At 67.6% G+C, this 13,182-nt stretch carries 14 protein-coding genes; 5 read left to right on the top strand and 9 right to left on the bottom strand.

Features of this window, described 5'->3' with window-relative positions; genetic code table 11:
- Nucleotides 1–78: 78 nt before the first annotated feature.
- From J4H91_RS11525 to trxA, 3 genes are all read left to right on the top strand, one after another.
- Complete coding sequence (locus tag J4H91_RS11525; protein WP_208046410.1) at nucleotides 79–2,151, top strand: DUF6049 family protein; 2,073 nt, start codon at nucleotides 79–81, stop codon at nucleotides 2,149–2,151.
- A gap of 80 nt (nucleotides 2,152–2,231) precedes the next feature.
- Nucleotides 2,232–3,215: a thioredoxin-disulfide reductase gene (gene trxB / locus J4H91_RS11520; RefSeq protein WP_208046409.1), complete on the top strand. Its 984-nt coding sequence runs from the start codon at nucleotides 2,232–2,234 to the stop codon at nucleotides 3,213–3,215.
- An 83-nt stretch (nucleotides 3,216–3,298) separates the two neighbouring features.
- Nucleotides 3,299–3,622 (top strand): thioredoxin, encoded by a 324-nt coding sequence (gene trxA / locus J4H91_RS11515; RefSeq protein WP_208046408.1) that lies wholly within the window; start codon nucleotides 3,299–3,301, stop codon nucleotides 3,620–3,622.
- Between the two features lie 332 nt (nucleotides 3,623–3,954).
- On the opposite strand, the gene J4H91_RS11510 is transcribed toward trxA, so the two are convergent.
- The 9 genes from J4H91_RS11510 to rpmH all read right to left on the bottom strand — a co-directional run bounded on the left by J4H91_RS11510 (nucleotide 3,955) and on the right by rpmH (nucleotide 9,472).
- On the bottom strand, nucleotides 3,955–4,404 hold the full coding sequence (locus J4H91_RS11510; protein WP_208046407.1) for an SRPBCC family protein: 450 nt from the start codon (nucleotides 4,402–4,404) through the stop codon (nucleotides 3,955–3,957).
- Between the two features lie 123 nt (nucleotides 4,405–4,527).
- A complete protein-coding gene (locus J4H91_RS11505; RefSeq protein ID WP_208046406.1) occupies nucleotides 4,528–5,538 on the bottom strand; it encodes a ParB/RepB/Spo0J family partition protein in 1,011 nt (336 codons plus the stop codon).
- Nucleotides 5,539–5,543: 5 nt separating this feature from the next.
- Nucleotides 5,544–6,449 carry a ParA family protein gene (locus tag J4H91_RS11500; protein ID WP_208046405.1) on the bottom strand — a complete coding sequence of 302 codons (906 nt, stop codon included), beginning with the start codon at nucleotides 6,447–6,449 and terminating at the stop codon, nucleotides 5,544–5,546.
- The gene (gene rsmG / locus J4H91_RS11495) at nucleotides 6,442–7,089 is read right to left on the bottom strand and encodes a 16S rRNA (guanine(527)-N(7))-methyltransferase RsmG (RefSeq protein ID WP_341783523.1); all 648 of its coding nucleotides are present in this window, start codon (nucleotides 7,087–7,089) and stop codon (nucleotides 6,442–6,444) included. Before rsmG ends, J4H91_RS11500 begins: the two co-directional genes overlap by 8 nt.
- 75 nt (nucleotides 7,090–7,164) lie before the next feature.
- Nucleotides 7,165–7,665 (bottom strand): R3H domain-containing nucleic acid-binding protein, encoded by a 501-nt coding sequence (locus tag J4H91_RS11490; protein ID WP_208046404.1) that lies wholly within the window; start codon nucleotides 7,663–7,665, stop codon nucleotides 7,165–7,167.
- Between the two features lie 7 nt (nucleotides 7,666–7,672).
- Nucleotides 7,673–8,620, bottom strand: coding sequence for a membrane protein insertase YidC (yidC, locus tag J4H91_RS11485; RefSeq protein WP_208046403.1), 948 nt, complete (start codon nucleotides 8,618–8,620; stop codon nucleotides 7,673–7,675).
- Between the two features lie 4 nt (nucleotides 8,621–8,624).
- Complete coding sequence (gene yidD, locus J4H91_RS11480) at nucleotides 8,625–8,933, bottom strand: membrane protein insertion efficiency factor YidD (RefSeq protein ID WP_208046402.1); 309 nt, start codon at nucleotides 8,931–8,933, stop codon at nucleotides 8,625–8,627.
- On the bottom strand, nucleotides 8,930–9,316 hold the full coding sequence (rnpA, locus tag J4H91_RS11475; RefSeq protein ID WP_208046401.1) for a ribonuclease P protein component: 387 nt from the start codon (nucleotides 9,314–9,316) through the stop codon (nucleotides 8,930–8,932). Before rnpA ends, yidD begins: the two co-directional genes overlap by 4 nt.
- Nucleotides 9,317–9,334: 18 nt before the next feature.
- Nucleotides 9,335–9,472 (bottom strand): 50S ribosomal protein L34, encoded by a 138-nt coding sequence (rpmH, locus tag J4H91_RS11470; RefSeq protein ID WP_208046400.1) that lies wholly within the window; start codon nucleotides 9,470–9,472, stop codon nucleotides 9,335–9,337.
- Between the two features lie 405 nt (nucleotides 9,473–9,877).
- Between rpmH and dnaA the strand changes: the two genes are divergently transcribed.
- Entirely contained in the window at nucleotides 9,878–11,341 is a 1,464-nt protein-coding gene (gene dnaA, locus J4H91_RS11465) for a chromosomal replication initiator protein DnaA (protein WP_208046399.1), read from the top strand.
- A gap of 694 nt (nucleotides 11,342–12,035) precedes the next feature.
- A complete protein-coding gene (gene dnaN / locus J4H91_RS11460) occupies nucleotides 12,036–13,178 on the top strand; it encodes a DNA polymerase III subunit beta (RefSeq protein ID WP_208046398.1) in 1,143 nt (380 codons plus the stop codon).
- Nucleotides 13,179–13,182 lie beyond the last annotated feature (4 nt).

The following is a 13,182-nucleotide window of genomic DNA, read 5'->3' as shown; positions in this document are numbered from 1 at the left end:
TCAAGAGTATCGCGGCCGGTGCGCTCCGCGGCCCGCTCCTCGCAGCGCGCTCAGGAGGCTACTGCCTAGACTGAATCCATGCCGTCCCCGCTCCGCTCCCGCCGTTCCGGGCGCGCCTGGATCTCCGCCGCGCTGACACTGGGGCTGTTCGGCGGGCTGCTCGCCGGTACCGGTGCGACCGGAGCAGCGGCCGAGACGGAGACGGAGGGAGATGCCTCCGCCCCGAGCCTGACCATCGCACCCACCGAACCGGTGCTCGACGAGACCGAAGACGGCTACGGCTTCGCCGCGCAGGTGGACAACCCCGGCGAGACCGCCTTCGCCGGGGGCCGGCTGCGCCTCGAGATCGCCCCGCAGCCCCTCGACGGCGAGGAGGCTCTCGACGAGCCCTTCCCGGAGCGAGGCGTGCTCGTCTCCGAGGCGGAGGTCGGCGAGACGGCCACCGCCTCCGCGCAGACCGTCTCCGTGACCGTGCGGCGGGACGAGCTGCCGCTCGCCGAGGCGAAGCCGGGCGTCTACAGGGTGCGGGCGACGCTGACTCCCGAGAGGTCCGACCGCAGGCAGACCATCACCCCGCTGAGCGCGGAGACGACCGTCGTCTGGAAGGGTGTCGGCGAGGCTCGCACCCGGCTCACGACGATCGTGCCGATCGTGCTGCCGACCGAGCTGCGCGCGATGCCGAGCCGCAAGCAGCTGGACGAGGCGGCGCCGCGCTTCGACGCGCTCCTCGACGCCGCGACGGCCGCTCGGGCGACACTCGCGATCGACCCCAGGATCATCGCCGCCATCCGCGGATACGGTGATGAGGCTCCTCTGCAGGCCCGCCGCTTCCTCGAGCGGCTCGAGTCGAGCCAGCTGCCCAGCTTCCTGCTCCAGTTCGCCGACGCCGACCCGGCCGCACAGGCCGCACTCGGCTACCCCAAGCTGCTGCAGCCGGTGAACCTCGACTACATCACCGCGCAGGGATCCTTCCCGTCCGAGAATATCGACGGCGTCGAGACCGAACCCGTGCCTCCCTCGCTGGAGGAGCTCCTCGCCTGGCCGCAGCAGGACGAATCCGTGGCGTGGCCCGCCGACGGACAGGTGGATCGAGCCACGCTCGACCTGCTGCAGAGCAACGGCATCTCGGAGACGGTGCTCGACTCCTCCAACGTGACGCATTCGGGAGGCCCGAGGGCGGCGCTCGGCGGCGGCCAGCGAGCCCTCGTCTCCGACGCCGCGCTCGGAGACGCCGTCCGCACGGCGCTCTCCGACGAGAGCGAGACCGTGCGTCAGGCCGGCTTCGCCGAGGCGACGGCGCGTCTCGCCCTCGCGGCTCCGAGCGGAACGCCAGGTCGTGTACTCGCACTCGACCGCGGCGCCGTGGCCGACTCCGACAACACCGCGGCGATCGTCGAACGGCTCATCTCATACGACTGGGTCGTCGCGACGCCCGCCGCCGACCAGCAGGAGGGCACCGCGTCCCTGCGAGCCGCCGCCCCCCTCGAGGAGCGTCGCGAGCAACTGCGCAGCGCCGCCGGACGCGAGGCCGACGTCGTCGAGGTCGGCGCCGTGCTCGAGCACCCCGAGCAGCTCGCCGGCTACCAGCGCGCCCGCCTGCTCGATCTCTTCGCCACCCACTACGCCGAGCCCGACTCGGGCTTCGAAGCGGCGGCCCGGCAGTTCTCGAAGCGCGACGAGGAGCTGCGCCTCGGCGTGCGCGCGCTGAGCACCGGGAGCACCCAGCTCGTCGGCGCATCGACCCAGGTGCCCGTGCAGCTGCACAACTCGCTGCCCTTCGACGCGCTGGTCGACGTGCGCGCGGATCCCTCCTCCGCGGCCCTCAGCGTCAGCAAGCGCGGCTTCCCCCGTGTCGTCGTGCCCGCCGAGGGCAACTCGCGCGTGCTCGTGCCCGTGCGCAGCCGCGTCTCGTCGGGAGAGTCCGGGCTCAACATCAAGGTCACGGACACCTCCGGCTCGCACGTCGCCTACGTCGGCACGCTCACCCTCACCATCCGCAGCGGGTTCGAGACCATCGCCCTGTCGGTACTCGGCGCCGCCGCGGCCCTGCTCCTCGTCTTCGGCACGCTGCGGAGCATCCGGGGCCGCCGCACCGCGGCCTCGGCGAACACCGGCACCCCGCCCGATGCCGACCCCGCCGCCGCGGAATAGTGCGCGCCTAGGATGGGTTGTACCGGTTGTCGCGGATCCCTCGACGACCCCGCACCCCACCATCCCGCCCGAGGAGCTTCATGCACCAGATCATCATCATCGGCTCCGGCCCCGCCGGTTTCACCGCGGCGATCTATGCCGCACGCGCGAACCTGAAGCCGGTCCTGTTCGCCAGCTCGGTGAACATCGGCGGCGAGCTCATGAACACCACCGAGGTCGAGAACTTCCCCGGCTTCCCCGAAGGGATCCAGGGACCCGAACTCATGCAGAAGATGCAGGAGCAGGCCGAGCGCTTCGGCACCGAGGTCGTGTACGACGACGTCACGGAGGTCGACTTCTCGGGCGACGTGAAGCGCGTCACAACGAGCGACGGTACCGTGCACGAGGCCCGGACGGTCATATACGCGACGGGCTCCGCCTACCGCAAGCTCGGGCTCGCCGACGAGGATCGTCTCTCGGGACACGGCGTCTCGTGGTGCGCCACCTGCGACGGCTTCTTCTTCCGCGAGAAGACGATCGCCGTCGTCGGCGGCGGCGACTCCGCCATGGAGGAGGCCACCTTCCTCACGCGCTTCGCCGACAAGGTCTACGTGATCCACCGCCGCGACGAGCTCAAGGCGTCGAAGATCATGCAGCAGCGCGCCTTCGACAACCCGAAGATCGAGTTCATCTGGAACTCGAGCATCGCCGCGATCCACGGCGAGACCGAGATCAGCGGCGTCACGCTGCGCGACACCGTGGACGCCTCGGAGCGCGAACTCGCACTCGACGGCCTCTTCATCGCGATCGGCAACGATCCGCGCACCCACCTCGTGCACGGCAAGCTCGATCTCACGGCCGAGGGCACCATCGCCGTCGAGGGCCGCTCCTCGCGCACCTCGGCACCCGGCGTCTTCGCCGCGGGAGACGTCATCGACCCCAACTACCGCCAGGCGGTCACCGCGGCCGCCTCCGGAACGGTCGCCGCCCTCGACGCCGAGCACTACATCGCCGCGCTCGAATCCGCCGAGGAGACGCCGCTGCCGGCCCACGCGTCGCAGCAGCTCGCCGCGTCCACCCGCTGAACCGCCCGTTCCCCGAGCCTGTCGAGGGGAACCCACCCGCTCATCTCGGCAGGCTCGATGCGCGGACTCGAAGGAGAAGAATCATGACCGAACCCATCATCGTCGACGAGCAGTCGTTCGACACCGCAGTGCTGCAGAGCGACGTGCCCGTGCTCGTCGACTTCTGGGCCGCCTGGTGCGGGCCCTGCCGCGCCGTCGCTCCGGTGCTCGACCAGATCGCCGCCGAGCAGGAGGGCAAGCTCGTCATCGCCAAGCTCAACGTCGACGAGAATCCGAACCTCGCCGCGCGCTACCGCATCACCTCCATCCCCGCGATGAAGGTCTTCAAGAACGGCGAAGAGGTGCGCGAGATCATCGGCGCCATGCCGAAGGCGATGCTCGAGAACGAGCTCACCGGCATCATCTGAACAGTTCGCTCCCACGGCGGGTGCGGAATCCGCACCCGCCGTTTTTCATGCTCTCGGATTGCCGAACGGGCGACTCTCAGTGGTGGGACGGTCGCAAAAGGGATCCCGGCGGAAACCGCGGCCCGCTTCGCCGTGTCAGCCCTGCCCCGTACCGACGTTTCGGCTCGGGGGCGGGGGAGAGGCCGCCTCCCGCGGATTGAGCGAGGCGCGTGGATCGCAGAGAAGAAATCGCGTCAGCGATTTCTCGCGGTCCACGCCGACGCCACCGCGTCTGCGTGGAAATCACCCGCTCCCCGGGCAGGGATCCCTCGGGTCATCGCTGTGCGCGTCGCTCAGAGCGCCTCCGCGATCACCGCGAGCCGCTCGATCGAACGGCTCAGCCCCTCCACGGTGAACGAGCGGGCCCGTTCGAAGCGCTCGGGATCGTGCAGGCCGGTCCAGTCGTAAGTGTGACGCACGAGCGTTCGCCCCTCACCCGCCGGCTCGAGCTCCCAGCGCCAGAGCTGCCCCATCGGAGGCTCGCCCTGGATCGCCGGGAGCCAGGCGATCAGCCGCCCCTCCTCGAACTCGACGACGCGATTCTCGATCACCTTGCCGCTCACGTTGTGCATCACGAATACATCGCCGACGGCCCGCACGCGCTGACCGATGTCGGCCTCCGCAAGATTGTCGTTGCCGTCCCACTCGGGCTGTCGCGCGGGGTCGGCGATCAGCTCGAAGATCGCGGCGGCGTCGGCGGCGACTTCTCGCGCGGCCGAGACGATGCGCGGTTCCTCACTCATACGCCCAGTCAATCACAGTCGCCTCACCCGCACACGACATCATGCTGACACCGCCGTGAGGGATCCCTCGCACGAGAGGCCTGCGGAACCCGCGCGGATGCGCGGATGAAACCGGCCGGCGGATCAGCTGAAGCCGGGGTCTCCGAGCTCCGAGAGGATGCGCTTGAGATCGGCGATCGTCGCGAAGTCGAGGATGATCTGCCCCTTCTTGGCGCCGAGCTTCACCGAGACCCGGGTGTCGAAGCGATCCCCGAGGCGCTCGGCGATCTCGCCGAGCTGCGCCTGCACGCCGCCCGCGCGCGGCTTCGGCAGACGTCGCTTCGGTGTCTCAGCCGCGACCGCCTCTGCGGCGCGCACCGAGAGTCCCTCGTTGACGATCTTGTCGGCGAGCTTCTGCATCGCCTCGCTGTCGCCGTCGAGCGCGAGCACGGCGCGGGCGTGACCCGCGGAGAGGACGCCCGCCGCTACCCGGGCCTGCACCGGCTCGGGTAGCTTCAGCAGTCGGATCGTGTTGGAGATCTGCGGCCGCGAGCGGCCGATGCGCTCGGCGAGCTGCTCCTGCGTGATCCCGAAGTCGGAGAGCAGCTGCTGATAGGCCGAGGCCTCTTCGAGCGGGTTGAGCTGCGCGCGGTGCAGGTTCTCGAGCAGCGCGTCGCGCAGCATGTGCTCGTCGGCGGTGGAGCGGACGATCGCGGGGATCGTGTCGAGGCCGGCGCGCTTCGAGGCGCGGAGACGGCGCTCGCCCATGATCAGCTCGTAGTGCGGGCCCTCGACAGGGGCGTTCTCGATCTCGCGCACCACGATGGGCTGGAAGACGCCGAACTCGCGCACGCTGTGAGTGAGCTCTTCGAGAGCCTCCTCGTCGAACTCGGTACGCGGCTGCGAGCGGTTCGGCACGATGTCGGCGACCTCGAGCCGGGTGAGACGAGCGCCGGGCACCTCCTGGAGCGACTGCTCGGCATCCGCCGGGGAGTCTACGGCAGCGCTGCCGTCCGCGTCCTTCGCCTCGACCGCCGCCGCGGCCGCACCGGCCGCCGGGAAGAACACGTCGACCGGCCGCTCGCCGGTGACGGGAGCCTGGGGGATCAGCGCGCCGATACCGCGGCCGAGCCCGCTTCGCTTCTTCGTCGCCATCGTTCCTATGCTCCTTCGTTCTTCTGAGTCTCGCTCGCGGCCCCGCGCTCCGCGATCTCCGCGGCGGCCTCGAGGTAGGCGATCGCACCGATCGAGCCCCCGTCGTAGGCGTGCACGGTCTGGCCGTAGCTGGGCGCCTCCGAGATCCGCACCGAACGGGGGATCACGGCGTTCAGCACCTCCGACGGGAAATGCGAGCGCACCTCGCCCGCCACCTCCTGCGCCAGGTTGGTACGCGCGTCGTACATGGTCAGCACGATGGTCGAGACCCGCAGCACGGGGTTCAGGTGCTTCTGGATGAGCTGGATGTTGCCGAGCAGCTGGCTCAGTCCCTCGAGTGCGTAGTACTCGCACTGGATGGGGATGAGCACCTCGCTCGCCGCGACGAAGGCGTTGACGGTGAGCAGCCCCAGCGACGGCGGGCAATCGATGAAGATGTAGTGGAAGCGCTCTTCCGATTCGCTCAGGAAGGCCTCGATGGCGGTGCGCAGGCGCTGCTCGCGCGCGACGAGCGAGACCAGTTCGATCTCGGCCCCCGCGAGGTTGATCGTCGAGGGAACGCAGCTGAGGTTCTCGTGATCGGTCGTCGGCTGCAGCGCGTCATGCAGGCTGCTGTCTCCGAGCAGCACGTCGTAGACACTGGTGACCTCCGGTCGGTGGGGCACGCCGAGGGCTGTCGAGGCGTTGCCCTGCGGGTCGAGGTCGATGACGAGCACGCGGGCTCCCCGTCGAGCGAGGGCTGAGGCGAGGTTCACCGTCGTGGTGGTCTTGCCGACGCCGCCCTTCTGATTCGAGACGGTGATGATGCGGGTCTCGGAGGGCAGCGGAGAGACCAGTTCGGCGAGCCGCCGTCGGCGCCGCACCTTGTCGACGAGGTGGTCGCCTACGAGGGAGCTTTCCACTTCAGCCATGGCTCCCTACCCTAGCCCGAAATACGCGCGTGGTCTCGGCCAGCAGTCCGGCTCCGAGCTCCTCGACCGCGACGTCGCGCACGCGATGCTTGCGCAGCGCCTTCTCGGCGGTGCGGATCTCCTCCTCGACCGAGGTGCCCTTGAGGAAGAGCATCTCCCCGCCGTCGCGCAGCAGGGGAGCGGTGAGCGGTACGAGCTTGCGCAGCGCGGTCACCGCGCGCGCCGTGACCTGGTCGACCTCGAACGCCCCGTGGAACTCCTCGGCTCTGCCGCGGCGCACCTCGACGTTCTCGAGGCCGAGTCGTTCGATCTGAGAATTCAGCCAGGCGCACCTGCGCTCCATCGGCTCGATGAGCAGGAATCGGGCATCGGGTCGCACGATGGCGAGCACCAGACCGGGCATGCCGCCTCCGGTGCCGATGTCGGCGACCCGAGCGCCGCTCTCGACCAGCGGGGCGAGCACCGCGGAGTTCAGCAGGTGCCGCGTCCAGAGCCGGGGCGGTTCGAGGGGCCCGATGAGACCGAGTTCCTCGCCGCGCTCGCCGAGATCCCTCGCGAAATCGCGCAGCACCCCGATGCGATCGCCGGCCAGCTCGGCCGCGGCGACAGGCTCGGCCTCGATCAGCGCTTGCTGCTCCACAGGGATCCTCCTCACGGCCGCCGAACGGCGACGCGTTGCGCGGGGGTCGTTTCACGTGAAACGACCACGACGGCATCAGCCTCGGCTGATGATGAGACGACGGCTGCGGCCCTCGCCCCTCGACTCCGAGAAGTAGCCGCGCTCGGCGACCTCGTCGTGCACCAGCTTGCGCTCGTACGACGACATCGGCTCGAGCTCGACCTCCTCGCGGCCGGCCGCGATCTGCGCGACGGCGGCGTCGACCATGCTGCTGAGCTCCGCCGCACGGGCATCGCGCGAGCCGCCGATGTCGATCACGAGGCGGGTGAAGCGGCCCGTCTTCGCCTGCACGGCGAGGCGGGTGAGGTCTTGCAGCGCCTGCACGGTGTCGGGGGTCGCGATGCGGTCGAGCTCCTCATCGCCGCCGGTCACCGAGACGTAGGCGCGGCCGCCCGCGACGTCGATGTCGATGTCGCCGTCGAGGTCGGCGATGTCGAGCAGTGCCTCGATGTAGTCGGCCGCGAGGTCGCCATCGGCCTCGAGATCCTGCAGGCTCAGCTCGGTCGGCTCGGCAGCGGCTGCGCGATCAGTGCTCACAGTGCTCTCACTTCTTCTTCTTGGCGCGCTTCGCGCTCATCGGCTGCTGGCGCTGCCCCTGCGGCGAGGTGGATCCCTTGCCCGCATCGTCGGCCTGCTTCTCGTCATCGCTCAGCTTACCCTTGGCCTTCAGCCGCGCCTGGCGTGCTCGCCAGGCGTCGCTGCCCGGGGTAGGCATGTTGCGGATCACGATGTACTGCTGGCCCATGGTCCACAGGTTCGAGGTGAACCAGTAGATGTTGAGAGCGAGGGGGAATGCGACGCCCGAGAAGAGGAAGGCGAAGGGGATGATGTACAGCATGATCTTCTGCTGGCGGTACATCGACGACTGCTTCGTCTCGTCGGAGACGTTCTTCGACATGATCTGCAGCTGGGTGAAGAACTGCGAGGCGATCATCAGGACCATGATCGTGCCGAGCAGCGTCACGACCATCCAGTTGCCCGACTCCCAGCCCTGGGTGAAGGTCATCTTCAGGGGAGCGCCGAAGATGGACGCGGCGTTGAAGCTCTCGGTGAGCCGAGCATCCATGAAGCCGATGCCGGTCGTCTTCTCCGCTGCGTGCCGCAGCACGTAGAACAGGGAGAAGAACACGGGCATCTGGATGAGGATCGGCAGGCACGAGGCGAACGGGTTGGTCCCGTGCTTCTTGTACAGGGCCATCGTCTCGCGGCTCATGGCCTCGCGCGAGAACTGGTCCTTCTTGCCCTTGTACTTGTCCTGGATCTTCTTCATCTCAGGGGCCAGATCCATCATGCGCCGCTGCGACTTGATCTGGCGCACCGTCACCGGGATGAGCGCCGAGCGCACGACGACGACGAGGCCGATGATGGAGAGCACCCACGTCACGCCGGATGCGGGATCCATCCCGATCGCGGTGAACAGCCAGTGCCAAGCCCACAGCACCAGCTCGACGAGCCAGCGCAGCGGCCAGAGTATGGTCTCGAAGAATTGCACCGGGTTAGGCCTTTCGGTCTTGGGGGCGGACGAAGCCGCGGGAGTTGATGGTGAAGATCGGACGCAGCCCTGGGGGCACGTCGTCGATGCCGCCCGGAGTGAAGGGGTTGCATCGCAGCAGACGCCAGACGGTCAGGGCGAGCCCGACGAGGAATCCGCGTTGCTGGTACGCCTCAAGAGAATACCTGGAACAGGATGGATGGTATCTGCAGACCTGGCCGTAGAGCGGCGAGATCAGACGGCGGTAGAGGTGCATGATGCCGATCGCCAGGTTCCTCGGCAGCAGCCAGATCTCGAGCAGAGTCCGGCTCATACCGGTCGTCGCTCCCGGTCGGGGTCCGCGCCGTCTGCGCGGCCGACCCGCTCGATCACGCGGGTGAGGGATCGGCCCACCTCGCGCTCCAACTCCGAGAACGGGGCGTCGGCGCTCGCCGGCAGTGCGCGGATGACGACGTCATAACCAGCGAAGCCCGCGGCGAGTCGGCGTTCGACGATCGTCTTCAGCCGCCTCCTGACCAGATTGCGCACGACGGCACCGCCCACGGCCTTCGAGACGATGAAGCCGAAGCGAGCCGGTTCGCCGGGGGAACGCAAAACCGCGTGGACGATGCAGTATGCACCACCCACGCGGCTGCCGGTTCGCACTGTGCGCCGGTAATCGTCTCCCCGGGTGACCCGGTGCTGCCACGCAGGCATGACCGCGGGGAATCGGGCTTACGCCGTGAGCTTCGAACGGCCCTTGCCGCGGCGAGCGGAGACGATCGCGCGGCCGGCGCGGGTGCGCATGCGGGCGCGGAAGCCGTGGACCTTGGCGCGGCGGCGGTTGTTGGGCTGGAAAGTACGCTTGCTCATGAAAGACTCCGTGACTTATGGAACAGATCCCCGAGGCTCGTGGCGACGAGGAAGTCGGATCTGCAGGACGCTCGGGGCTCAGGAATCGCGCTGTGCGCTCGTCCGCGGCTTGCACCGGCGCAGAGCACCAGGCATATGTCGCCCATACAAGGTATTTACTCTACGCGAGATTCTCACGGTCGTCAAAGTTGTCGTGCGGCGCCGAGCGGGGGACCGTCGGCCGGGTGCGTCGCTCCGGCGATGATGTCACGACGACTTGCCTGTGGACAAATCTGTGACTAACGTGATCCGAAGCCCCTCGCGCTCGAGCCGGATCCCTTGCGAACACGGGGTTCGCGCGCCTACGAGCTGTGGATAACCCTGCGGATAGTCTGATTCGGCTCCCGCTGAGACAAGAGTGAGCGGATGACTGAGGACGAGGTACAGGAAGTCTGGGTCAAGGTGACTCAGGCCGTGATGGAAGACCCCGCCGTGGGCCGCACGCTCGGCGCGCACCTCGGCCTTGCCGTACCGCGCGGCGTCGCCGCCGGCACCCTCTACCTCGCGGTGCCGCTCGAGTTCACCCTGAAGCTTCTGGAGACCCGGCTGCGCCCCGCCATCATGACGGCGCTCGCCGGTGTTCCCGAGGCGGCGGGCATCGAGAGCTTCATCGTTCTGGTGGATGAGGACGCGCATCCGGTACTCGATGCGGAGCCCGAAACCCCGCCCGCTGCGGATATTCCTCCCGCCGCATCTGCTGCTTCGCCGTCCAGCACTGGCGGCTCCGCGCCGACGCGGGGGGAGTATCTTCGCCCGCTCGACGAGCCCCGCTCGCGTCACGGGGCCGAAGAGCGCGTGGACAGCCGACTCAACGAGAAGTACCGCTTCGACAGTTTTGTCATCGGCCAGTCGAACCGCTTCGCCCACGCGGCCGCGGTGGCCGTGGCAGAGGCGCCGGCTCGCGCCTACAATCCGCTGTTCATCTACGGCGACTCGGGTCTGGGCAAGACCCACCTGCTCCACGCGATCGGCCACTACGCCCGCGAGCTCTTCCCCGACGTGCGGGTGCGCTATGTGAGCTCCGAGGATTTCACCAACGACTTCATCAACTCGATCGCGAACAACCAGGGTGCGGCATTCCACGCCCGCTATCGCAGCGTCGACATCCTCCTCGTCGACGACATCCAGTTCCTGCAGGACAAGGTCGAGACGCAGGAGGCGTTCTTCCACACCTTCAACACGCTGCACGACCACAACAAGCAGGTCGTGATCACGAGCGACGTGCAGCCCAAGCAGCTGCGCGGCTTCGAGGAGCGCATGCTCTCCCGCTTCGAGTGGGGGCTGCTGACCGATATCCAGGTCCCCGACCTCGAGACCCGCATCGCGATCCTGCGCAAGAAGGCGCAGCGCGAGGGCCTGGAGATCGACCACAGCATCCTCGAGTTCATCGCGAGCAAGTTCACGTCGAACATCCGCGAGCTCGAGGGAACGCTGATCCGGGTCACCGCCTATGCCAGCCTCAATCAGCAGCGCATCGACATGCAGCTCGTGCACACGGTGCTGAAGGATCTCATCACGCTCGACGCCGACAACGAGGTGCAGCCCTCGGACATCATCAGCCGCACCGCCGAGTACTTCGATCTGTCGGTCGATGAGCTCTACGGCCCCTCCCGCGCACAGCAGATCGCGACGGCCAGGCAGATCGCGATGTATCTCTGCCGCGAGCTGACCCCGCTCTCGCTTCCCAAGATCGGTCAGCTCTTCGGCGGGCGCGATCACACCACGGTGATGTACGCGCACAAGAAGATCACCCAGTTGATCGCCGAGCGGCGATCCATCTACAACCAGGTCACCGAGCTCACGACGCGCATCAAGCAGGGCTCGCGCTAGGGCGTGTCTCGTAAATCGTTGCCGTTGCGAGCAGCGCCTGGGCGGGGTGCCTCGCAAGGCGGAGGAGGACGGTTTGCTGGATGTAAATCTGACGACGACAACGCAGCGAGGCGCCCCGAACGGGCGCGCGCAGCAGGCGAGGATTTGCGAGACACGCCCTAGGGCGTCTGCTCCGGGTCGGCTCTCCCGACTCGCCGACAGCGGCTCCGGACGCGCATTCGAGCACCCGGCATAAGTGCACGCGCTCTCACAACTTTCCGACCGGCGAAGTCCGGCATGATTCCGCGTCTCCGAGCCGATATCCATCCACAATCCACCGGGGCCTGTGGATAACTCGGGATAACTCGCATAAATTTGTGGATTGATCGGAGGAGCCTGTGGAGGAGGCACCCGGCTCCGACTTCCCCGTATTCACGCGGATCGCGGCTCATCCACCGCTCGCCAACAACTCACATCTTTGTAGTTCCGTTATGGTGAAACGCCTGTCGGAGGTTATCCACATTCTCCACAGCCGTTAACACTGTTAACAGAATTTCTTCTCTCTTCGGTCACTCGATAACGCGCTCCGCATCGCACCGAACCCCGTCGGTCCTCATCGACATCACAACCCCGGATGCCCCATCTCCCCGAGTATGCAAAGATTGTGAGGCCGGTACGCGGTTCATGTCGTTGCGCGTACGTATGGGAGGAACTGATGCGATTCACCGTCAACCGCGACGTATTCAGCGACGCCGTGTCCTTCGCGGTGAAGCTGCTTCCTCAGCGCCCCACGCAGCCCCTGCTCAGCGGCGCCTTGATCGTGGCTGAAGGCGACCAGCTCACGGTATCGTCGTTCGACTACGAAGTCTCGGCACGCACCTCGGTGACCGCCTCGGTCGCGGAGGAGGGTCGAGCCCTCGTTTCCGGCCGCCTGCTCAGCGAGATCGCTCAGCGGCTGCCCCACTCCGATGTCGAGGTATCGCTTGCGGAGACGCGGGTCGAGGTCCGGTGCGGATCGGCCTCCTTCAGCCTGCCCGCGATGCCCGTGGAGGAGTTCCCCCAAATCCCTCGAGTCGACACGGTGTCGGGCTCGGTTCCCGCCGACGTGTTCGCAGAAGCTATCGGGCAGGTCTCCCTCGCAGCTTCGAAGGACGACGTCACCCCGGTCATCACCGGTGTGCAGTTCGAGGTCGATGAGAACTCGCTGACGCTGACCGCGACCGACCGCTATCGCGTGGCGACGCGCGGCATCGACTGGGAGAACCAGACGGATCAGCGCGCGCTGAGCGCTCTCGTGCCTTCGAAGATCGTCACGGAGGTGGGCAAGACTTTCTCGGGTGACGGCCAGGTGCAGATCTCGATCGTCAAGGACGAGGATCGTGAGCTCGTGGCGTTCACCGGTGGATCCAAGACGGTGACCTCTCTCCTGATCAAGGGCAATTATCCGCCCGTCGGGCGCCTCTTCCCGGAAAGCGTCGACAACTACGCCGTCGTGAACACGGCGGAGCTCGTGGAAGCCGTCGGACGAGTCGGGCTCGTGCTCGAGCGCGAGGCGGCCCTGCGCTTCTCCTTCTCCGAGGGAACGGTGACGCTCGAGGCCGCCGGCACCGAGTCTGCACAGGCGGTGGAAACGGTCGATGCACATCTTGTCGGTGAGGAGATGGTGGTCTCGTTGAAGCCGCAGTTCCTGCTCGACGGACTGCGTTCGACGCATTCGGAGTTCGCGCGCATCGCCTTCACCCGCACGGACAATCCGGGCAAGCCCGGACCGGTCCTGATCACGAGCCAGCGCAGCAAGGATGAGGCGGACGAAGCGAGCTTCCGCTACCTGCTGCAGCCCAACCTGCTGTTGCGCTAGGGGC

The sequence above is a fragment of the Leucobacter ruminantium genome, assembly GCF_017565705.1.
GTDB classification, from domain to species: Bacteria; Actinomycetota; Actinomycetes; order Actinomycetales; family Microbacteriaceae; genus Leucobacter; species Leucobacter ruminantium.
This window is presented reverse-complemented; position numbering and strand designations above follow the sequence as displayed.